General features: G+C 59.3%; 18 protein-coding genes, 2 tRNA genes and 1 pseudogene. 13 read left to right on the top strand and 8 right to left on the bottom strand.

Annotated elements, in window-relative coordinates; genetic code table 11:
• Positions 1-2 precede the first annotated feature (2 nt).
• The 3 genes and pseudogenes from ACNYC6_RS18365 to ACNYC6_RS18355 form a co-directional block, all read left to right on the top strand.
• Positions 3-110, top strand: a pseudogene (locus ACNYC6_RS18365) (nuclear transport factor 2 family protein); the annotation flags it as partial.
• Positions 107-889, top strand: coding sequence for an SDR family NAD(P)-dependent oxidoreductase (locus ACNYC6_RS18360; protein ID WP_419708587.1), 783 nt, complete (start codon positions 107-109; stop codon positions 887-889). The pseudogene ACNYC6_RS18365 and the gene ACNYC6_RS18360, both read left to right, overlap by 4 nt.
• A gap of 279 nt (positions 890-1,168) precedes the next feature.
• Positions 1,169-1,474, top strand: a complete 306-nt coding sequence (locus ACNYC6_RS18355) for a YkgJ family cysteine cluster protein (RefSeq protein ID WP_338583007.1) — start codon at positions 1,169-1,171, stop codon at positions 1,472-1,474.
• An 81-nt stretch (positions 1,475-1,555) separates the two neighbouring features.
• Here ACNYC6_RS18355 and ACNYC6_RS18350 read toward each other — a convergent pair whose 3' ends face one another.
• The 6 genes from ACNYC6_RS18350 to hemA all read right to left on the bottom strand — a co-directional run bounded on the left by ACNYC6_RS18350 (position 1,556) and on the right by hemA (position 6,928).
• Positions 1,556-2,074 carry an acyloxyacyl hydrolase gene (locus ACNYC6_RS18350; protein WP_419708586.1) on the bottom strand — a complete coding sequence of 173 codons (519 nt, stop codon included), beginning with the start codon at positions 2,072-2,074 and terminating at the stop codon, positions 1,556-1,558.
• Between the two features lie 121 nt (positions 2,075-2,195).
• The gene (gene murI / locus ACNYC6_RS18345) at positions 2,196-2,987 is read right to left on the bottom strand and encodes a glutamate racemase (RefSeq protein WP_419708585.1); all 792 of its coding nucleotides are present in this window, start codon (positions 2,985-2,987) and stop codon (positions 2,196-2,198) included.
• Positions 2,980-3,735, bottom strand: a complete 756-nt coding sequence (locus ACNYC6_RS18340) for a molybdopterin-synthase adenylyltransferase MoeB (RefSeq protein ID WP_419708584.1) — start codon at positions 3,733-3,735, stop codon at positions 2,980-2,982. The genes murI and ACNYC6_RS18340 overlap by 8 nt, the downstream gene beginning before the upstream one ends.
• Complete coding sequence (gene prmC, locus ACNYC6_RS18335; protein WP_419708583.1) at positions 3,729-4,559, bottom strand: peptide chain release factor N(5)-glutamine methyltransferase; 831 nt, start codon at positions 4,557-4,559, stop codon at positions 3,729-3,731. Before prmC ends, ACNYC6_RS18340 begins: the two co-directional genes overlap by 7 nt.
• Entirely contained in the window at positions 4,560-5,642 is a 1,083-nt protein-coding gene (gene prfA, locus ACNYC6_RS18330) for a peptide chain release factor 1 (RefSeq protein WP_047533169.1), read from the bottom strand.
• Complete coding sequence (gene hemA / locus ACNYC6_RS18325) at positions 5,639-6,928, bottom strand: glutamyl-tRNA reductase (protein ID WP_419708582.1); 1,290 nt, start codon at positions 6,926-6,928, stop codon at positions 5,639-5,641. The genes prfA and hemA overlap by 4 nt, the downstream gene beginning before the upstream one ends.
• Positions 6,929-7,140: 212 nt before the next feature.
• Between hemA and ACNYC6_RS18320 the strand changes: the two genes are divergently transcribed.
• The 8 genes from ACNYC6_RS18320 to ychF all read left to right on the top strand — a co-directional run bounded on the left by ACNYC6_RS18320 (position 7,141) and on the right by ychF (position 14,061).
• Entirely contained in the window at positions 7,141-8,865 is a 1,725-nt protein-coding gene (locus ACNYC6_RS18320; RefSeq protein ID WP_419708581.1) for a tetratricopeptide repeat protein, read from the top strand.
• Between the two features lie 4 nt (positions 8,866-8,869).
• Positions 8,870-9,487 (top strand): lipoprotein insertase outer membrane protein LolB, encoded by a 618-nt coding sequence (gene lolB, locus ACNYC6_RS18315; protein WP_419708580.1) that lies wholly within the window; start codon positions 8,870-8,872, stop codon positions 9,485-9,487.
• A 1-nt stretch (position 9,488) separates the two neighbouring features.
• On the top strand, positions 9,489-10,340 hold the full coding sequence (ispE, locus tag ACNYC6_RS18310) for a 4-(cytidine 5'-diphospho)-2-C-methyl-D-erythritol kinase (protein WP_419708579.1): 852 nt from the start codon (positions 9,489-9,491) through the stop codon (positions 10,338-10,340).
• A gap of 36 nt (positions 10,341-10,376) precedes the next feature.
• Positions 10,377-10,451, top strand: a tRNA-Gln gene (locus ACNYC6_RS18305).
• A 45-nt stretch (positions 10,452-10,496) separates the two neighbouring features.
• Positions 10,497-11,438 (top strand): ribose-phosphate pyrophosphokinase, encoded by a 942-nt coding sequence (locus ACNYC6_RS18300; RefSeq protein ID WP_003171603.1) that lies wholly within the window; start codon positions 10,497-10,499, stop codon positions 11,436-11,438.
• Between the two features lie 142 nt (positions 11,439-11,580).
• Positions 11,581-12,183 (top strand): 50S ribosomal protein L25/general stress protein Ctc, encoded by a 603-nt coding sequence (locus tag ACNYC6_RS18295; protein WP_419708578.1) that lies wholly within the window; start codon positions 11,581-11,583, stop codon positions 12,181-12,183.
• A gap of 170 nt (positions 12,184-12,353) precedes the next feature.
• Positions 12,354-12,938 (top strand): aminoacyl-tRNA hydrolase, encoded by a 585-nt coding sequence (gene pth, locus ACNYC6_RS18290; RefSeq protein ID WP_008037207.1) that lies wholly within the window; start codon positions 12,354-12,356, stop codon positions 12,936-12,938.
• A gap of 22 nt (positions 12,939-12,960) precedes the next feature.
• The gene (gene ychF / locus ACNYC6_RS18285) at positions 12,961-14,061 is read left to right on the top strand and encodes a redox-regulated ATPase YchF (RefSeq protein WP_419708577.1); all 1,101 of its coding nucleotides are present in this window, start codon (positions 12,961-12,963) and stop codon (positions 14,059-14,061) included.
• Between the two features lie 98 nt (positions 14,062-14,159).
• Here the strand turns inward: ychF and ACNYC6_RS18280 are convergent, their stop codons facing one another.
• Positions 14,160-15,377 carry an MFS transporter gene (locus ACNYC6_RS18280; RefSeq protein ID WP_419708576.1) on the bottom strand — a complete coding sequence of 406 codons (1,218 nt, stop codon included), beginning with the start codon at positions 15,375-15,377 and terminating at the stop codon, positions 14,160-14,162.
• A gap of 331 nt (positions 15,378-15,708) precedes the next feature.
• Between ACNYC6_RS18280 and ACNYC6_RS18275 the strand changes: the two genes are divergently transcribed.
• The gene (locus ACNYC6_RS18275) at positions 15,709-17,766 is read left to right on the top strand and encodes a methyl-accepting chemotaxis protein (protein WP_419708575.1); all 2,058 of its coding nucleotides are present in this window, start codon (positions 15,709-15,711) and stop codon (positions 17,764-17,766) included.
• Positions 17,767-17,882: 116 nt separating this feature from the next.
• Positions 17,883-17,959: transfer RNA gene (locus ACNYC6_RS18270), tRNA-Met, on the top strand.
• A 99-nt stretch (positions 17,960-18,058) separates the two neighbouring features.
• On the opposite strand, the gene ACNYC6_RS18265 is transcribed toward ACNYC6_RS18270, so the two are convergent.
• A complete protein-coding gene (locus ACNYC6_RS18265; protein WP_419708574.1) occupies positions 18,059-19,168 on the bottom strand; it encodes a DUF2817 domain-containing protein in 1,110 nt (369 codons plus the stop codon).
• Positions 19,169-19,210 lie beyond the last annotated feature (42 nt).

Here is a 19,210-nt window from a genome sequence, read left to right as displayed (position 1 = left end):
GCGACAAAGTTTATTGCCATCGGGATCACTTCGATGCCGGGGCACTGCTTTATGTACATTTACCCGAAATGGGTCGTGCGATTGCGTGGCTGAAAAGGAGAATGGGATGAGTCTTACACCTCCACGACGTTACTGGCTGACCGGCGCCAGCAGCGGCATAGGTGCTGCGCTGGCCGAGGAAATCCTGAAAACCGGTGCCCATCTGGCCGTCAGCTCTCGGTCGCTGGCCCCGCTGAAAGTCTTGGCTCAGCGCTATCCGGGGCAAGTGCTGGTGATGGCAGGCGACCTGACCAACAGCCAGACCGTGCGTGAAATCGGTGAGCAGATAGCTGAGGACTGGGGCTCTCTGGACACGGTGATACTCAATGCGGGTACGTGCGAGTACGTGGATGCCAAGCAGTTCGATGCCTCGATCATTGAGCATGTCGTGCGCACCAACCTGCTCGCCAGTAGCTATTGCATCGAAGCCGCTTTGCCGCTGTTGCGAGCAGGAATCGCCCCGCACCTGGTAGGTGTGGCGAGTTCGGTCACCTACCTGCCGCTGCCGCGGGCAGAGGCGTATGGCGCTTCCAAGGCAGGGATGCGTTATCTGTTCGAGTCCCTGCGCATCGACCTGGCGCCGGAAGGCATTGAAGTTACCGTGGTCAGCCCCGGATTCGTCGACACGCCGCAGACGGCGAAAAACGACTTCCCCATGCCCCTGAGTTGGGCAGCGGACAAGGCCGCGCGACACATCTTCGCCAAACTCAAGAATCGGCCGCTGGAGATCGCCTTCCCGGGGATGTTCACGGCCGCCCTATGGCCAATGTCGAAATTACCCGGCCGGATGAAACTGGCAATTGGCAAACGTATGGTGCGCAGCAACCCACCGATCATGGACCAGCCGTGAACATTGCCATCATCGGCAGCAGCCTCTCGGGGCTGATCAGCGTCTACCTGCTCAAACGCAGCCTGCGGTCTTGAATACAACGGCAACAACCTCAACAGCCTCTTCGCCCAGCGTCGCAATCTGCTTTCACCTTCGGCGATTACCGTACCTTTGCTCGGCCGCTTCGATGCTTGAACGCCTGGCCAATGCCGGTTTGTTTCAACTCGGCCGGGACGCCAGCGACTGAGCGTCCGTCAGTGCTTTCACACAGCACTGATCGACTGCCTTACACTGCGCGCCATGAAAACCATTCCCCACACGCAAATCGCTGAGCCGGCAGTCACCTGCTCGACTTGCGCAGCCTGCTGCTGCCAACTCGAAGTCATGCTGATCACCGACACTGGCGTGCCCGAGCGGTACATTGATACCGACGATTGGGGCGGGGAAGTCATGCTGCGCCTGGATGACGGCTGGTGCGCCGCGCTGGATCGCGACACGATGATGTGCACCATCTACGAAAAACGCCCGCTGATTTGCCGGGAGTTCGAAATGGGCGCGCCTGAATGCATTGATGAGCGCCAGGGGATTTCGACGGCGTATCGCTAAAGCTGAAACCAGCTTGTTTCCTGTGGAAGCGAGCAGGTTCGCTCCCACAGGAATTTTGGCAACTTGTTGGAGCGGTGGTGCTTACAACGGCATCGTGTAATGCAACGCGTAGCTCTCTACCCCATTGTTTGGGCTGCTGAGCCCGGCATTGGAATAGTGAGTTGCACGAACCCCGACTTCATGTCCGCCCGCAAAGCGCAGGCCAACACCAAAACGGTCTTCGAACTGAAACGAACTACCGAGATCGTTGTTTTCGATTTCAGTGTCGGAGAACACCGCCACGCCAACGCCCAGTTCGACGTACGGTTTAACGTTCTCGCCAGCAAACTCGTAAACAAACACAGGTGAGAACGACAGGCTGTTGTTGCCGGAAGTTTTGTCACCCTCCCAATAGGTGTAAGCACCGCTCCAATAACCGGTCAATCGACCGACGTCGCTCTGCCACCAACTTTTGTCCCAATCGAATTGCATGCCCAGACGATAAGTCATGGTCGATTCGCCGGTCTGACCGACCGCGAACTCAACGCCTGCCGCCTGTGCAGTGAAACTGTGCCCCATCAACGCAGCCGCAATCGCGGCCAAACAGAATAGTCGCTTCATTAGAAACTTCCTTTTCCGAACGATTTCGTTTGGTATTTTTGTTGCTCGACACTCACAGCTATAGAAGTCGGCGATTTATCAGAAGTTCACCCCAATTTTTCAAAGCCCCAGCAGTAGTTGCCTACCCTTCAAAGCTTCGCACAACCCCAGCGTTATTCCACAGTATCGGCAATATATTTGCGAAATGAACCGGATCGGCACTGCTCCAGAACTGCGCAGGACGAGCAGGCCCATCGGCGAGCAATTCGCGCTCGGCCAGAAGGCGCTGAAGTTGACGCGCGACTGCGGCGCCGGTGTCGATCAGGCTGATGTCATCGGGGATCATCTGCTTGAGCAGCGGCTTGAGGAAAGGGTAATGGGTGCACCCCAGGATGATGGTGTCAGCGCCTGCGCCGAGCAGCGGCCCGACGTAACTTTCGAGCAACTGACGCAACGCAGGACTGTGCAGATCGCCGTTCTCGATCAGCTCGACCAACCCGGGGCAGGGCTGGGTAATGACTCGCACATCCGTGGCGAAACGGTCGAGCAGCGCCGCGAACTTGGCGCTTTGCAAGGTGCCGGTGGTGGCCAGCACACCGACCACGCCACTGCGAGTTGCGGCGGCGGCCGGTTTGACCGCGGGCTCCATGCCGACGATGGGCCATTCAGGGTAATCGCGGCGCAAGTCGGCAACGCCTGCAACCGTTGCCGTGTTGCAGGCCAACACCAAGGCCTTGGCGCCCTGGCGATGAAAAAAATCAGCCATCACGCTGCAACGCTGCTGGATGAATTCCGGGGTTTTCTCGCCGTAGGGAATGTTCCCGCAATCGGCAACGTACAGAAGCGATTCGTTGGGCAACAAACGCTGGATCTCGGCCAGCACCGAAAGCCCACCGACGCCGGAGTCAAACACGCCAATCGGCGCTTCACGCATGCTTGGGCCCACAAACACTGCATTTCGGATCACGCTTGACCCTCAGCTCACGGAATCGCGAGCCCAACGCATCGATCAGCAACAGGCGCCCCACCAGCGGCTCGCCGAAACCGGCCAGCAGCTTCAGCGCTTCGAGTGCTTGCAAACTGCCGACCAATCCTACCAACGGACCGACAACACCGGCCTCGCTGCAGGTCAATTCGGCTTCGCTGCCGTGCCCATATAAACAGTGGTAGCACGGGCTCTCGGCACGGCGCGGGTCGAACACCGACAATTGCCCTTCAAGGCGAATCGCCGCACCGCTGACCAGCGGCTTGCCCGCCGTCACGCAAGCGGCGTTAACCGCCTCGCGAGTAGAGAAATTGTCGGAGCAGTCCAGAACCAGATCCACCCCCGCCACGGCAGCAGCCAATGAGTCTTCATCCAGCGCCGCGCGATGGGCGACCAGTTGAATCTCGGGATTGATGGCGCTAAGGCGCTTGATCGCCGAATCGACCTTGGTCATGCCGACGCTGTCGGTGTCGTGGATGATCTGGCGTTGCAGATTGGTCAGATCGACCGTGTCAAAGTCCGCCAGATGCAACTCGCCAACGCCCGCCGCCGCCAGATACAGCGCCACCGGCGCACCAAGGCCGCCGAGACCGACGATCAGCACACGGCTTTCCTTCAGTCGCAACTGACCGTCGATGTCGATGTGCTGCAACAGAATCTGCCGGCTGTAGCGCAGCAATTCCTGGTCATTCAGCATGGCAGGCGTCCCAGACTGATACGTTGATGACCGCCCAGATCGGTGCGGCTGTGGACTTCTTCAAAACCGCGGGACAGCAGCAGATCGCGCACCGCCTCGGCCTGATCGTAACCGTGCTCAAGCATCAGCCAGCCACCGGCCTCAAGGTGATCCGGCGCCTGGGCGACGATCAACCGCAGATCGTCGAGCCCGTCGACGCCAGCCACTAAAGCGCTGGCCGGTTCGAAGCGCACGTCACCTTCCACCAAGTGTGGATCGGTAGCGGCGATGTACGGCGGATTGCTGATGATCAGTTGAAAACGCTGACCTTCCAATGCGCTGAACCAATGGCTGCTCAGCACCGTGGCGTTGTTCAGATGCAGACGCTGGCGATTGCGCTCGGCAAGGGCAACGGCTTCCAGCACGCGATCCACGGCAGTGACTGTCCACGCCGGACGTTCGCTGGCCAGGGCCAGGGCGATGGCGCCGCTGCCGGTACCCAGATCAAGTACTGTTGCGGGCGTGGCAGGCAGCAGTTCAAGCGCTGCTTCCACCAGCAACTCGGTGTCCGGGCGCGGAATCAGCGTGTGCGGCGCCACTTCCAGATCGAGCTTCCAGAAGCCCTGCTGACCCAGAATGTAGGCCACCGGCTCACCACCGCGGCGGCGCTGCAAATACTCGGCGAAAGTCAGCGCCGCTTCGCTTGGCACGATGCGCTCCGGCCAGGTGTGCAAAAAGCTGCGGGACTTGCCCAACGCCGCCGCCAGCAACAATTCGGCATCCAGACGCGCCGTGGGCGAGTCGGGCAAATCGGCGGCGCGCAACAAACTGGCGATGATCGTCATTTACTCACCTATCGCCGCGAGCTGATCGGCCTGGTACTCGGCCAACAACGGCTCGATCACCGCATCGACGCCACCGGCGAGGATTTCGTCGAGCGAATACAGCGTCAGGTTGACCCGATGGTCGGTGACCCGGCCCTGGGCAAAGTTGTAGGTGCGGATACGTTCGGAGCGGTCACCGGAACCCACCAGCAATTTACGCTCGCTCGCAATGGCGTTGGCCGCAGCGCTGGTTTGCTGATCGTTGAGCTTGGCCGACAGCCAGGACATCGCCCGGGCGCGGTTTTTGTGCTGCGAACGCTCTTCCTGACACTCGACGACGATGCCGGACGGCAAGTGCGTGATGCGAATCGCCGAGTCGGTTTTGTTGACGTGCTGACCACCGGCACCGGAAGAGCGGTAAGTGTCGATGCGCAAATCCGCCGGGTTGATTTCGATCGCTTCCTGCTCGTCCGGCTCGGGCAATACCGCCACGGTGCAGGCCGAAGTATGGATGCGCCCCTGGGACTCTGTAGCCGGAACCCGTTGCACGCGATGCGCACCGGATTCGAATTTCAGCTTGCCGTAGACGTTGTCACCCTCGACCCGGGCGATGACTTCTTTATAACCGCCGTGCTCGCCCTCGTTTTCCGAAAGGATTTCCACGCGCCAGCCGCGACGCTCGGCGTACCGCGAATACATGCGGAACAGGTCGCCGGAGAAAATCGCCGCTTCGTCACCACCGGTGCCTGCGCGGATTTCGAGGAACACGTTGCGTCCGTCGTTCGGGTCCTTGGGCAGCAGCATCCGTTGCAGGCTGGCTTCCAGTTCGACCAGGCGTTCCTTGGCTTCGCGGACTTCTTCCACGGCCATCTCGCGCATGTCCGGGTCGCTGTCCTTGAGCAGTGCCTGGGCGCCTTCGAGGTCGCCTTGCACTTTGAGCAGCTGTTTATAGGTTTCGACGATCGGCTCGACTTCCGCGTATTCCTTGGAATAGGTGCGGAATTTGTTCTGATCGGAAATGACCTCGCCATCGCCAAGCAGGGCGGTCAATTCCTCGAAACGGTCCTGGAGGATGTCCAGCTTATTGAGCAGTGACGCTTTCATTGCGGTTTCTTATCCGAAAAGCTTTCCGATGAGCCCTCGTTGAGGGCAAAGAGTTCCTGGGCCATCGCCAGCGCATCGAGGCGACCTTCGGCAGAGAGCTTTTTCAATTGCACGCTCGGTGCGTGCAACAGTTTGTTGGTCAGGCCACGCGCCAATTGCACCAGCACCTCTTCGGCACTGCTGCCGTTGGCCAGCAGGCGCTGGGCTTTTTGCAATTCTTCGTCACGCAGGCGTTCGCTCTGTTGACGATAGGCCTTGAGCACGTCGACCGCCGCCAATTCGCGCAGGCGGACCATGAAGTCGTCGGCACCGACCGAGACCATTTCTTCAGCGGCTTGCGCTGCGCCTTGACGGCTCTTGAGGTTCTCGGCGACCACTTCGTGGAGATCGTCGACGCTGTACAGGTAAACGTCGTCCAGCTCGCCGACTTCAGGTTCGATATCCCGCGGAACGGCGATATCGACCATGAAAATCGGCTTGTGCTTGCGCAGCTTCAGCGCACTTTCCACCGCACCTTTGCCAAGGATCGGCAATTGGCTGGCAGTGGAACTGATGACGATGTCGCTGCGTACCAGTTCCGCCGGAATGTCCGACAGCAACACCGCATGGGCGCCAAATTGCTCGGCCAGAATGCTGGCGCGTTCCAGCGTGCGGTTGGCGACCACGATGCGCTTGACGCCCAGGTCGTGCAGATGGCGGGCGACCAGGGTGATGGTCTCTCCGGCGCCGATCAACAAAGCCTGGCTGCGTTGCAGGTCGCTGAAAATCTGTTTCGCCAGACTGACCGCGGCAAAGGCTACGGACACCGGGTTTTCACCGATGGCGGTATCAGTGCGCACTTGCTTGGCGGCATTGAACGTGGCCTGGAACAAGCGCCCGAGCAATGGCCCAATGGTGCCGGCTTCGCGCGCCACAGCGTAGGCGGATTTCATCTGGCCGAGAATCTGCGGCTCGCCCAACACCAGCGAGTCGAGCCCGGAGGCGACGCGCATCATGTGACGAACTGCCGCATCATCTTCGTGCACATAAGCGCTTTCGCGCAGCTCTTCGAGGCTCAAATGATGATATTCGGCCAGCCAGCGCAGCACGATATCCGCCGACAGGTGATCCTGTTCTATATAGAGTTCACTGCGATTGCAGGTGGAGAGGATCGCAGCTTCGCGGCTGTCGGTGAGTCGGCAGAGCTGCTGCAAGGCCTCAACCAGCTGCTCAGGAGTAAAGGCCACGCGCTCGCGGACGTCTACTGAAGCAGTCTTGTGGTTAATACCGAGTGCAAGGAAGGCCATTCAAAGTCGCTGGTGGTGACGTGAAGCCGGCAATTGTCCTACTTCGTCAGATCGAGAACAACTACTCGATATCTATCGCCCCTTTAGGAAGCACTGCAGACTGCGATCGCTTCTCGTTTACCTGGCGTACGGGTAAATTGCCGGGCCGGTTATGTTTGGCCCAAAGCTTGTGTCATGATGATCCGACCGCAGGTTAGTCGTCCTCTTCCTATATGAATAGATCTTCCGCGTTGCTCCTCGCTTTTGTCTTCCTCAGCGGCTGCCAGGCCATGGCACCCGTGTCGCCGGACGGTACGTCCGCGGTTGAAGACAGCACTCCGGCACCTGAAAAGCCCAAGGTTTACAGCTCATTCAGTGAAGACACCGTCTTCAGCCTGCTGAGCGCGGAACTGGCTGGCCAGCGCAATCGCTTCGACATTGCCCTGGACAACTACGTGACCCAGGCCATCAACACGCAGGATCCGGGCATTTCCGAGCGGGCATTCCGTATCGCTGAATACCTGGGCGCCGATCAGGCCGCCCTGGATACCGCGCTGATCTGGGCGAAAAACGCCCCGGACGACCTTGAGGCGCAACGGGCCGCCGCCGTGCAGCTGGCACGCGCCGGTCGCTACGACGACTCCATGGTCTATATGGAAAAAGTCCTGCAAGGCAAGGGCGACACCCATTTCGACTTCCTCGCCCTCTCCGCCGCCGACACCGACCAGGACACACGCAACGGTTTGATGAAGAGTTTCGACCGGCTGTTGCAGCGCCACCCGAACAACGGCCAGCTGATTTTCGGCAAGGCCCTGCTGATGCAACAGGATGGTGACTCCAAGGGAGCATTGGCGCTGCTGGAGGACAATCCGCCGGACGACGGCGAAATTGCCCCGATCCTCCTGCGCGCTCGCCTGCTGCAATCCCTTGATCGCGGCGATGAAGCCTTGCCGCTGCTGCAAAAAAGCATCAAAAAGTACCCGGACGACAAACGCTTGCGCCTGACTTACGCGCGCATGCTCGTCGAACAGGACCGTATGGATGACGCCAAAGCCGAGTTCTCGAGCCTGGTGCAGCAATACCCGGATGACGACGAACTGCGTTACTCGCTGGCGCTCGTTTGCCTGGAAGCCAAGGCCTGGACCGAGGCCAAGGGTTACCTGGAGGACTTGATCGCCCGGGAAAGCCACGTCGACTCCGCGCACTTGAACCTGGGGCGCATCGCCGAAGAGCGCAACGATCCGCAAGGCGCACTGATCGAGTACGGCCAGGTTGGCCCGGGCAACGACTACCTGCCGGCACAATTGCGTCAGGCCGACATTCTGATGAACAACGGCAAGACCGCCCAAGCCCAAAGCAAACTGGCAGCCGAGCGCGACGAGCAACCCGACTACGCGATCCAGCTGTACCTGATCGAAGCCGAAACCCTGTCCGCCAACAACCAGCCCGACAAAGCCTTCGCCGTTCTGCAACAAGCACTGCAAAAGTACCCGGACGACCTGAACCTGCTTTATACCCGCGCGATGCAGGCGGAAAAACGCAATGACCTGGCGCAGATGGAGAAAGACCTGCGTCTGATCATCAAGCGCGATCCGGACAATGCCATGGCGCTGAACGCTCTCGGCTATACCCTGTCCGATCGCACGACACGCTACGTCGAAGCCAAGGCCCTGATCGAACAGGCGCACCAGATCAACCCGGAAGACCCGGCGGTTCTCGACAGCCTCGGCTGGGTGAATTTTCGCATGGGCAACCTCGACGAAGCCGAACGCCTGCTGCGTAAGGCGCTAGAGCGCTTCCCCGACCAGGAAGTTGCCGCGCATCTGGGCGAAGTCCTGTGGGCTAACGGCAAGCAACGCGAAGCCAGGCAAATCTGGAGCAAGTTCCTCAAGGAACAACCCGACAGCCCAATCCTGCGCAGCACCATCAAGCGCCTGACCGGATCAGAGACTCTTTAAGATTATGTTTTTGCGCCACATCATCGTTTTCAGCTTCATCGCCCTGCTCGCCGGTTGCGCGGGCTTCGGCGCCCGCGAATCGGTCGAGGGTCACGGCAACCCCGCCCAATGGCGCGAGCACAAACAACAATTGACCAACCTCGACGGCTGGCAGATCGACGGCAAGATCGGCATTCGCGCGCCAAAAGACTCGGGCAGCGGCACGCTGTTCTGGTTGCAGCGTCAGGATTACTACGACATCCGTCTGTCCGGTCCATTGGGTCGCGGCGCGGCACGCCTGACCGGGCGTCCGGGCAAGGTTTCGCTGGAAGTCGCCAATCAGGGGCGCTACGAAGCCGCCTCTCCGGATGCCCTGCTTGAAGAACAAATGGGCTGGAAGCTGCCGGTTGCCAATCTGGCGTGGTGGGTCCGCGGGCTTCCCGCTCCGGACAGCAAAAGCCGCCTGACGCTCGATGGCGACAGCCGTTTGGCCAGCCTTGAACAAGACGGCTGGCAGGTGGAATACAGCGCCTATACCGAACAAAACGGCTACTGGTTGCCCGAGCGAATCAAGCTGCATGGCACCGACCTGGATGTCACGCTGGTGATTAAAGCCTGGCAACCGCGCAAATTGGGGCAGTGAAATGCCAGCCAATCGCCTGACCCTGCCCTCGCCGGCCAAACTCAATTTGATGCTGCACATTCTGGGTCGCCGTGAAGACGGCTACCACGAGTTGCAGACGATGTTTCAGTTTCTCGACTACGGCGACGAAATCACTTTCACCGTGCGCGATGACGGCGTCATTCGCCTGCACACCGAATTCGAAGGCGTTCCTCACGACAGCAATCTGATCGTCAAGGCGGCCAAAAAACTTCAGGAACAAGCCGGTTGCGTGCTCGGCATTGATATCTGGATCGACAAGATTCTGCCCATGGGCGGTGGAATCGGTGGCGGCAGTTCTAACGCTGCGACAACCCTGCTCGGCCTCAATCATCTCTGGCAACTGGGCTGGGACGAGGACCGGCTGGCCGCGCTGGGCCTGACGCTGGGCGCCGATGTCCCGGTTTTCGTGCGCGGTCATGCGGCTTTCGCCGAGGGTGTCGGGGAGAAACTGACACCCGTTGACCCCGAGGAACCGTGGTATCTCGTGCTCGTGCCGCAAGTCTCTGTAAGTACGGCAGAAATTTTTTCCGATCCGTTGTTGACACGTAACACGCCGCCCATTAAAGTGCGCCCCGTTCCCAAGGGAAACAGTCGTAATGACTGCTTGCCGGTGGTAACAAGGCGTTATCCAGAGGTACGTAACGCTTTGAATTTGCTAGGTAAATTTACCGAAGCAAAACTCACCGGAACTGGAAGTTGTGTGTTTGGGGGCTTCCCAAGCAAAGCTGAAGCTGATAAAGTCTCGGCCCTTCTTACAGAGACCCTTACAGGGTTTGTAGCAAAAGGAAGCAACATTTCGATGTTGCATCGCAAGCTGCAAAGTCTGCTCTAAAGGAACCGATTACTGGGTAATCGTTGCAACAGATACAGGGGCGTCGCCAAGCGGTAAGGCAGCAGGTTTTGATCCTGCCATGCGTTGGTTCGAATCCAGCCGCCCCTGCCATTTTCTATACTCATCCAGGTTACCCTCAGCCTCTAGGTACTGCGCGTGTCCAAGATGATGGTCTTTACGGGGAACGCTAACCCCGATCTGGCTCGGCGTGTCGTACGTCAGCTGCATATCCCTCTCGGTGACATCTCTGTCGGTAAATTCTCCGACGGCGAAATTACAGCCGAGATCAATGAAAACGTTCGCGGTAAAGACGTTTTCATTATTCAGCCGACTTGCGCTCCGACCAACGATAACCTGATGGAACTGGTAGTGATGGCTGATGCCTTCCGCCGCTCCTCGGCTACTCGTATTACTGCTGTTATTCCTTACTTTGGTTATGCCCGTCAGGATCGCCGTCCGCGTTCCGCACGTGTGGCTATCAGCGCGAAAGTCGTTGCTGACATGCTTACCGTAGTCGGCATCGACCGTGTTCTCACGGTTGATCTGCATGCTGACCAAATCCAGGGTTTCTTCGATATTCCGGTAGATAACATCTACGGCTCCCCGGTTCTGGTGGATGACATTGAAGATCAGCGCTTCGAAAACCTGATGATCGTGTCCCCGGACATTGGTGGCGTCGTGCGTGCACGTGCCGTTGCCAAATCCCTGGGCGTGGATCTCGGGATCATCGACAAACGCCGTGAGAAAGCCAATCACTCTGAAGTGATGCATATCATCGGTGATGTCGAAGGGCGTACCTGTATTCTGGTCGATGACATGGTCGATACCGCCGGCACCCTGTGCCACGCGGCCAAGGCCTTGAAAGAGCATGGCGCTGCCAAGGTTTTCGCCTACTGTACGCACCCTGTGCTGTCGGGTCGGGCGATCGAAAACATTGAAAATTCCGTGCTGGACGAGTTGGTGGTCACTAACACCATTCCTCTGTCCGCTGCAGCACAAGCCTGTGCGCGTATCCGTCAACTGGATATCGCACCGGTAGTTGCCGAGGCGGTCCGCCGCATCAGCAATGAAGAATCGATCAGCGCGATGTTCCGCTAAGGGCCCTGCCCTTCTCGAAATGTCTCGTTGACGAAAAGCGCCCCGCCCCGGCATTCCTGTCGGGGCGGGGCTTTTTTGCCCATATCGCCTTTAGCGCTGGTCGCAAACGCTGGGGCGAATGTGGTTATTTTGGAGATACAACATGAACGATTTTACTCTGAATGCTGAAGTGCGTTCCGACCTGGGGAAAGGTGCGAGCCGCCGCCTGCGTCGTCTCGCAAGCCTGGTACCAGCTGTAGTTTACGGTGGCGACAAAGCCCCTGAATCCATCAGCATGCTGGCCAAAGAAGTTGCCAAACTGCTCGAAAACGAAGCGGCTTACAGCCACATCATCGAGCTGAACGTTGGTGGCACCAAGCAGAACGTCGTGATCAAAGCCCTGCAGCGTCACCCGGCCAAAGGCCACGTGATGCACGCTGACTTCGTACGCGTAGTAGCTGGCCAGAAACTGACCGCTATCGTTCCAGTGCACTTCATCAACGAAGAAGCACCGACCAAGAAAGGCGGCGAAATCTCGCACGTTACTTCGGAAATCGAAGTTTCCTGCCTGCCGAAAGACCTGCCTGAGTTCATCGAAGTCGATCTGGCTAACGCCGCAATCGGTTCGATCATTCACCTGTCGGACCTCAAAGCCCCTAAAGGCGTTGAGTTCGTTGCTCTGGCACACGGCGATGACAAGGCTGTTGCCAACGTCCACGCTCCACGTGTTGCTCCAGAAGCTACCGAAGAAGGCGCAGCAGAGTAATTTCACTCTGTTCGCCGGAGTGACCGGAAACATCGCGGACTAGAGCGTAGCGAGAAAGCGGGCGAGAACGCGGAGTTTACATCTATGGTAAATGAGCAATTTTCGTCCACTTTCGCCGCTCTCCCTGATTGCGGCGATGTTATCCACCACTCCAAGGAAGGGCCCCTATCGTGACTGCCATCAAACTGATCGTTGGCCTGGGAAATCCAGGCGCTGAATACGAACAGACCCGGCATAACGCAGGGGCCCTTTTTGTTGAGCGCATCGCGAACGCACAAGGCGTCAACCTTGTGGCCGATCGCAAATATTTCGGCCTGACCGGGCGCTATTCGCATCAGGGTCAGGATGTTCGTCTGCTGATTCCCACCACGTACATGAACCGCAGCGGCCAGGCCGTAGCGGCCCTTGCAGGTTTCTTCCGCATCAAGCCTGAAGAAATCCTCGTGGCGCACGACGAACTCGATCTGCCTCCGGGCGTTGCCAAGCTCAAGCAGGGCGGCGGCCATGGCGGTCACAACGGGTTGCGCGACATCATTGCGCAACTGGGCAATCAGAATACGTTCTACCGCCTGCGGCTTGGCATTGGCCATCCGGGCGTTGCCAGTATGGTTTCAAATTTCGTCCTGGGTCGTGCGCCACGCGCCGAACAGGAAAAACTCGATGCCAGCATCGACTTTGCCCTCGGCGTGCTGCCGGATATCCTCGCCGGGGAATGGAACCGCGCGATGAAAAACCTGCACAGCCAGAAGGCCTGACTCTTATCCGAGGGGAAACACCATGGGATTCAATTGCGGCATCGTCGGCCTGCCTAACGTCGGCAAGTCCACCCTGTTCAACGCCCTGACCAAATCCGGTATCGCGGCCGAGAACTTCCCCTTCTGCACCATCGAACCCAACAGCGGTATCGTGCCGATGCCGGATCCGCGTCTGGATGCCTTGGCAGCCATCGTCAATCCAAAGCGCATCCTGCCGACCACCATGGAATTCGTCGACATCGCGGGCCTGGTTGCCGGCGCGTCGAAAGGTGAAGGCCTGGGCAACAAATTCCTGGCCAATATCCGTGAAACCGATGCCATCGCCCACGTGGTCCGCTGCTTCGAAGACGAGAACGTGATTCACGTCTCCAACAGCGTCGACCCGAAACGCGACATCGAAATCATCGACCTGGAACTGATCTTCGCCGACCTCGACAGCTGCGAGAAGCAACTGCAGAAAGTCGCGCGTAATGCCAAGGGCGGTGACAAGGACGCAGTGGTCCAGAAAGGCCTGCTGGAGCAGTTGATCGCCCACTTCACCGAAGGCAAGCCTGCACGCAGCCTGATGAAGAACATGAGCACTGACGAAAAGGCGGTGATCAAGGGCTTCCACCTGCTGACCACCAAGCCGGTGATGTACATCGCCAACGTCGCTGAAGACGGCTTCGAGAACAACCCGCACCTGGACGTGGTCAAGGCCATCGCCGAAGAAGAAGGTGCTGTCGTTGTTCCGGTGTGTAACAAGATCGAAGCGGAAATCGCCGAACTGGATGACGGTGAAGAGAAAGACATGTTCCTCGAAGCCCTGGGCCTCGAAGAACCTGGCCTGAACCGCGTGATCCGCGCCGGCTACGAAATGCTGCACCTGCAGACCTACTTCACCGCCGGCGTCGAAGAAGTCCGCGCCTGGACCGTCCGCGTCGGTGCCACCGCACCACAAGCCGCTGGCGTGATCCACACCGACTTCGAAAAAGGCTTCATCCGCGCCGAAGTGATCGCCTACAACGACTTCATCCAGTACAAGGGTGAAGCCGGTGCCAAGGAAGCCGGTAAATGGCGTCTGGAAGGCAAGGAATACATCGTCAAAGACGGCGACGTGATGCACTTCCGCTTCAACGTGTAAGCCACACGCCCAAGAAAAAGCCGCGTTTGATACGCGGCTTTTTTGTGCCTGATGTTTTATCTGTGACACCACCACCCCTCTGTGGGAGTTGTGGTGGATCAGGCCTTCTTCGTACGGGGTAAGAAGATCGCCAGCACACCCAGCAACGGCAAAAACGAACACAGAAAGTACACGTACTCAATCCCGTGAATATCCGCCAGATGCCCCAGCAACGCCGCGCCAATCCCACCAAAGCCGAACATCAACCCGAAGAATACCCCGGCGATCATTCCGACATTGCCCGGCACCAGTTCCTGGGCGTACACCACGATTGCCGAAAACGCCGAGGCCAGGATGAAGCCGATGACCACGCTGAGGACGCTGGTCCAGAACAGATCAACATGGGGCAACAACAGCGTGAACGGTGCCACACCGAGGATAGAGAACCAGATCACCGCCTTACGCCCAATCTTGTCGCCGATCGGCCCGCCGAAGAACGTGCCCGCCGCCACCGCGCCGAGAAACAGGAAAAGATGCAACTGCGAGCTGGCCACCGAGAGGTCGAACTTCTCGATCAGGTAGAAGGTGAAGTAACTGGTCAGGCTGGACATGTAAAAGTACTTGGAAAACACCAGCAACCCGAGCACCACCAACGCACTGATCACCCGCCCCTTGGACAAACCGTGAGTCGCGGCCTGGCCTTGCTTGAGCTTGAACAGGTTCAGGTGATTGGCGTACCAGCGGCTGATCCGGTACAGCACGAACAACGCAAACACCGCGAACAAACCGAACCACGCCACATTTCCCTGGCCGTAGGGAATGATGATCGCCGCCGCCAGCAACGGGCCGAAGGCCGAGCCCGCGTTGCCGCCGACCTGAAAGGTCGATTGCGCCAGCCCGAAGCGCCCACCCGAGGCCAGGCGCGCCACGCGAGACGCTTCCGGGTGAAAGGTCGAGGAGCCGATGCCGATCAGCCCCGCCGCCAGCAGGATCATCGGGAAACTGCCGACCACCGACATCATCACAATCCCGACCAACGTGCAGACAGTGCCCGCCGGCAATAGCCACGGTTTGGGATGGCGGTCGGTGTGATAACCGACCCACGGCTGCAACAGCGAAGCCGTCAGCTGAAACGTCAGGGTGATCAATCCGACCTGAGTAAACGTCAGGCCATAGTTGGCCTTAAGCATCGGGTAGATCGACGGCAGCACCGATTGAATCAGGTCGTTGATCAAATGCGCCAGCGCCACCGCGCCGATGATGCGCATGACCAATGGGCTGCTTTGAGGCGTAGCCGACGCCGGCACTGAGCCGGTCTGGGTGTTGCTGATAGCCATGGGGTTTTCCATACAACAGAGGGGTGCAAGCGACAAGTGCGCCAATGTGCCATTTTTAGGTGCGCGAACGCCATCCCCTTAGCCTGCTAACGACCTCTATTTTCATCGTCAAAACCGTGATAGCGCAAAGCCATGGTCTGAATCTTGCCTTGCTTATCCGCTTCAACGCGGCCCCCTTACAAAGGGGACCGAGAATGGGAAGTTTCGCTACAGAGTCGGCCTACAGAGCTGACGAGGGTGAACTTTCGAGGCCTTTTAAAGGGCACGAATCGGGTTCGAGAGAAGCTCGATGCACGCCATTGGTGCGTGGTGTCTATAGGAGTCATGGGGCATGCAGGCTTTTTTATCACCGGGGATCGGACTGCTGGGGCGTTTTGGCTTTGCCCGCAAATTCCAGCTGTTGTTTCTGCTATTCATTCTGCCGCTGGCCGGTAGCTTGTGGATGATCGGCCAGGACTATCGCGACAAATTGAACCTGATCTCCGGCGAACGAGCTGGGGTTCGTCAATTGCTTGCCCTCGATGCGCTGGATAACCTTCTGTCGGCCCAACGCGATCGCGCCGCACGTTGGCGTGCAACCGAAACCAATCGCCAACCGACACCCGCTACCCTCGCCGCCATGGCGGCCTTCGATGCCGTCCAGCCCGCGGTAGCCCAGGCCGCTTCAGACCTCGGCACAGCGCTGCAAAAAGACGAAGCCAAGGATGAAACCCTGGCCCGCTATCAAGCCCTGCAAACCGCTCTCAACGGCCTCGACTCGAAAAGCCTGGGCAGCGTCGGTTGGTGGCCGGATGGCTACGACCGCTTCACCAACGCCCTGACTGCCCTGCAAGCGTTGCGCGAACAGATCGCCATGGACAATCGCCTGACACTGGCGCCCTGGCTGGAAACGTACTTGCTGACCCAGATCTCCACCCAGCACGCTCCGGACCTGATCGAGCGCGTCGGCCGCCTCGCAGCGGTCGGGCAGGCCTCGGTCGTGTCCGGGCAGTTCACTTTGCAAAGTCGCCTGCAATTGCGTGATCTGCGTAGCCGCATTGGCGATGCCAGGGAGCAGTTGGTGAAAACCGCGGGCTTGCTCGAAGCGCGGTTGCCAGGCGCCCTGCAAACCTGGGTCGGGCAATACCATGACAGCCTCAAGCAGCTCGATTCAGGCCTCAAGGTCCTGGATGACGGCGTGTTCGGCGGCAGCATCAACCTCAAGCCAGAAGACTTCGAGCGCAGCCTGGATGGCCTGCTCGCCAACCTCGCCGCGTTGCGCCAGCAATCGCTGGAGTCACTGGATCAGCGGCTGGATCACTACCATGACTCCGCGATCCGTCAGTTCATCGTGGTGGCCACCGTGTTCGGTTGCCTGCTGCTGGCCGCGCTGTACCTGTTCATCTGTTTGCAGGCGTCGATCCGCCGCAGCGCCAGCGGCATCACCCTGCTGGCCGAAGCCCTGCGCGATGGTAACCTGAGCCTGCAAGTGCCGGTTCAAGGCCGGGACGAGCTGGCAGCCATCAGCACCGCCCTGAATGTGGCCGTGGTACAGCTACGCACCAGTTTGCTCGGCGTGGATCACGAATCCCTGCAACTGAGCAATGCGGTGCAAACCCTCAATCATCACTCCAGCGACGCCCTCGGCGAAGTCGAAGCCCAGCAGTTGCAGATCAGTCAGATCGCTGCAGCGGCGACGCAATTGGCGGCTACCTCACAGGGCGTGGCCCAGAGCTGCGAACGAGCCTCCGGCAGCGCTCAGCACACCCAGCGCATTGCTGCCGACAGCAGCCGTGACAGCCAACGCACGACAGCCAGCATCCAGCAGCTCAACCAGCGTTTGAACGACACGGCCGCGGCCCTCGGTCGCGTCAGCGAACAAGGACAGCAGATCCAACTGGTGGTCGACACCATTCGCGGTGTCGCCGAGCAGACCAACCTGCTGGCGCTCAACGCCGCCATCGAGGCGGCCCGTGCCGGTGAACAGGGTCGCGGGTTTGCGGTGGTGGCCGACGAAGTGCGCAGCCTGTCGCAACGCACTCAGTCCTCGACCGCGCAGATCGCCGGCACGGTCGACAGCCTGCGCAGTACGGTGAACGAAGCGGTCAGCCTGATGGAAGCAGCGTGCGGCCAGGCACAATCCGACGCGCAAGCCGTCACCGGTCTCGGTGAACGCCTGGGAGAAATTGCCAGTGCCGTGCAGGGCGTCACCGATACCCTGGCGCAGATCGCCACGGCCGTCGACGAACAGGCGAGCACCGCCGACGAAGTCAGCGGCAACATCCAGCAAGTCGATCAGGCGGCGGTTCGCTTGCTCGAAGGTGCACGGGCAGTGAACCTCGCGGCAGACACCTTGAGCCAGGGCAGCAAGGCCTTGAGTGCCAATACCGGCAGATTTCAGCTCAATTGATGCCCTCCTCCGGACCGGTTTTTCGGCTCTGGAGGATAAGCGGTTGAAAGTGTAGAGAAATATTTTAGATTTACGCTTGACGCATCTGCATTACCGGTGAATAATGCGCGCCACTTGGCTACATAGCTCAGTTGGTTAGAGCATAGCATTCATAATGCTGGGGTCCGGGGTTCAAGTCCCTGTGTAGCCACCAAGTACTAAAAACGGCTTACCGAAAGGTAGGCCGTTTTTTTATGCCTCGAGAAAAGTGCGCTGCGGTTACAGGAATCCCTGAACCGCAGACGCTCGTCGATCAGATTCGAACTGTCGGCAACGCCGACAACGCCCTCTCCCAGATCTGCCAGGTCCGCAGCCAGACCATCGCCTGCCAGTCACTGTCGGCGGGATAGAACTGCTCCAGCAGATTCAGCTTGATCTCGCGCCCTCTCGCATCACCTGGATTGCCATGCAGATGCAGCCAATGGTCATCGCGCAAATGCCGATGAACATCCGGCCCCGGATATGTCCCGCACTCAATGACAAACGGCATCAACCGCACCAGCGGCAAGGCATCGAGCAACGCCTGCGAGGTGTAGCCGGTGGCCGTCGCCGCTACGCCGGTTTCGCTCACGGTATCGGCGCCTGTCTGCAAGCTGTACAACCAGGGACCATAGATCGCCTGCGCATCCGGTAACGCCGGATAGGTGGACTCGGTGATGGTCAGCAACATCGGATGCCCATACTCGCCGGCACCGGTGTGCAAATCGAAGCACATGGCGGTGTCGGCATGGGCCACGTGCTTTTGCATGATCTGGTGCAGCGCGCGGTTCGACCAGCTCGGCGCCAGCCCGCCGTAAAACAGTCCATCAGGGTGAGCATGTTGCCCGCCTTCGACAATCGACATGACCGCCGGCCAGCCGTGCTGTTGAATCTGCTCATCGAGCAAGGCATCGGCGCGATCACGCTCGGGACCTCGCAACTGCGTACAGGCATAGATGGCATGCAGCGCGTTGTAGGCCTGGTTATCCGGCAACGAACGCTGGAAGTTCAGATGATTGCGGTTCAGGTCGATATTGTCTTCGTTGACCCGCCGCAACCACGCCATGCCCCAAGGGTTGATGGCATGGATCATCACCACGGCAACATCGGTCGGCAGCGTGCGCTTGCCCAACTCCTGCAACCACTTGCTCTGACAACCCGAACCATAGAAGCCCTCGACGCCATGGGTGCCGCTCAGCGCGATCAGCAGGCGTTTGGCGCCCGGATCGCCAAGCACCGCGACATCAGTGCCCAAGGACTCGCCGAACGGCCCTTTGAGCGGGTGCGGATACTCGGTCAGTGTCGCCCCGGCCGCCTTCGCCGCCGCAAGGAATTGTTCACGCTGGGAGCGGTAGCCGGGCTGGGTCGGAAACTCGGTCTGCATGTCTGCCTCTTGTTGATCTTTTAGCTTGCCTGTTGGCAACGA

Origin of the sequence: Pseudomonas sp. NFX224, assembly GCF_048565165.1 — a bacterium.
Classification (GTDB): Bacteria; Pseudomonadota; Gammaproteobacteria; order Pseudomonadales; family Pseudomonadaceae; genus Aquipseudomonas.
The sequence above is the reverse complement of the archived record's forward strand: the minus strand, read 5'-3'. Positions and strand labels throughout refer to the sequence as shown.

Excerpts from the sequence above, each read along its gene's own strand:
- ACNYC6_RS18360 (WP_419708587.1), top strand. The coding sequence starts at position 107 with ATGAGTCTTACACCTCCACGACGTTACTGGCTGACCGGCGCCAGCAGC.
- ACNYC6_RS18355 (WP_338583007.1), top strand. The coding sequence starts at position 1,169 with ATGAAAACCATTCCCCACACGCAAATCGCTGAGCCGGCAGTCACCTGC.
- ACNYC6_RS18350 (WP_419708586.1), bottom strand. The coding sequence starts at position 2,074 with ATGAAGCGACTATTCTGTTTGGCCGCGATTGCGGCTGCGTTGATGGGG.
- murI (WP_419708585.1), bottom strand. The coding sequence starts at position 2,987 with ATGCGTGAAGCGCCGATTGGCGTGTTTGACTCCGGCGTCGGTGGGCTT.
- ACNYC6_RS18340 (WP_419708584.1), bottom strand. The coding sequence starts at position 3,735 with ATGCTGAATGACCAGGAATTGCTGCGCTACAGCCGGCAGATTCTGTTG.
- prmC (WP_419708583.1), bottom strand. The coding sequence starts at position 4,559 with ATGACGATCATCGCCAGTTTGTTGCGCGCCGCCGATTTGCCCGACTCG.
- prfA (WP_047533169.1), bottom strand. The coding sequence starts at position 5,642 with ATGAAAGCGTCACTGCTCAATAAGCTGGACATCCTCCAGGACCGTTTC.
- hemA (WP_419708582.1), bottom strand. The coding sequence starts at position 6,928 with ATGGCCTTCCTTGCACTCGGTATTAACCACAAGACTGCTTCAGTAGAC.
- ACNYC6_RS18320 (WP_419708581.1), top strand. The coding sequence starts at position 7,141 with ATGAATAGATCTTCCGCGTTGCTCCTCGCTTTTGTCTTCCTCAGCGGC.
- lolB (WP_419708580.1), top strand. The coding sequence starts at position 8,870 with ATGTTTTTGCGCCACATCATCGTTTTCAGCTTCATCGCCCTGCTCGCC.
- ispE (WP_419708579.1), top strand. The coding sequence starts at position 9,489 with ATGCCAGCCAATCGCCTGACCCTGCCCTCGCCGGCCAAACTCAATTTG.
- ACNYC6_RS18295 (WP_419708578.1), top strand. The coding sequence starts at position 11,581 with ATGAACGATTTTACTCTGAATGCTGAAGTGCGTTCCGACCTGGGGAAA.
- ychF (WP_419708577.1), top strand. The coding sequence starts at position 12,961 with ATGGGATTCAATTGCGGCATCGTCGGCCTGCCTAACGTCGGCAAGTCC.
- ACNYC6_RS18280 (WP_419708576.1), bottom strand. The coding sequence starts at position 15,377 with ATGGCTATCAGCAACACCCAGACCGGCTCAGTGCCGGCGTCGGCTACG.
- ACNYC6_RS18275 (WP_419708575.1), top strand. The coding sequence starts at position 15,709 with ATGCAGGCTTTTTTATCACCGGGGATCGGACTGCTGGGGCGTTTTGGC.
- ACNYC6_RS18265 (WP_419708574.1), bottom strand. The coding sequence starts at position 19,168 with ATGCAGACCGAGTTTCCGACCCAGCCCGGCTACCGCTCCCAGCGTGAA.